A 960-nucleotide genomic window follows, 5' to 3' on the forward strand; every position below is an offset into this window, starting at 1 on the left:
GCCACATTGGACAACGTGGCTCCAACAGCAGTTATCACAGATAACAAAGCGGGTATCTTGTTTGATGGTGACAATGTCGTGACTTACACAATCAACTTCAGCGAAGCGGTAACAGGCTTTACTGCGGGTGATTTGGTTGTAGCTGGCGGCACAATTGGTACTTTCACTGCTGTAAGCGCTACGCAATACACAGTGACTGTCACGGCAAATGACAACTCTATGGCTAACGTCGATTTGAGTTTCGCTGCTGGTTCTGCTTTCGACATCGCTGGCAACGCTAGCGCTGGTGCGGTTGCTGATGCTCAGCCAGTTGATACAGTGAACCCAACTTATGTATCGTTTGTTGATGACCAAGCTGCTTACGCAAACATTGCAGACGGCGTTGTGACTTACACAGTTGTATTCAGTGAGCCAGTCGCTAACTTCGCAATCGGCGATTTGACAGTCACTGGTGGTACAGCGTCTAACTTCGCTGGTGCAGGTACTACCTGGACTTTCGATGTAACGGCACCTGCGTCTTCTATCACACCAATCAGCGTTTCTATCGCTGCAGGTGCTTTGACAGACGTAGTTGGTAACCTGACATTAGTGTCTGCTACACCAACAGGTAATCCACAGTTGGTCGATCGTACTGCCCCTGTTGTTGTCATTAACGACTTCGACGGTGTGGATGGCTTCTTGAACGCAACAGAAGACAACGCATTGGTTATCAGTGGTACTGCAACTGACACTGGTTCAGGCGTAGAAGGCAATACAATCACGGTAACCATTTCTGATGGTGTAGGTGGTGCGGCTGATGTAGTCGGTACAGCAACTGTTACAGGTGGTGCATGGACAGTCAACTTCGGTAACCAATCTGCTACTTGGGCTAACAATGCAGCCTTGACAGTAACAGCGACAGTGTCTGATGTTGCTGCTAACCCAAGCTCTGCAGCAACTGGTACAACAAGCACTATCAAC

1 protein-coding gene is annotated in these 960 nt (G+C 48.9%); it reads left to right on the forward strand.

The annotated features are described in order from the left end of the window. Positions 1–960, forward strand: a 960-nt coding sequence (locus tag AC1RR2_RS20905) for an Ig-like domain-containing protein (RefSeq protein WP_493224220.1), incomplete at both ends; no start/stop codon positions are given.

It is taken from the genome of Undibacterium sp. GW821-FHT11H02 (assembly GCF_058808015.1).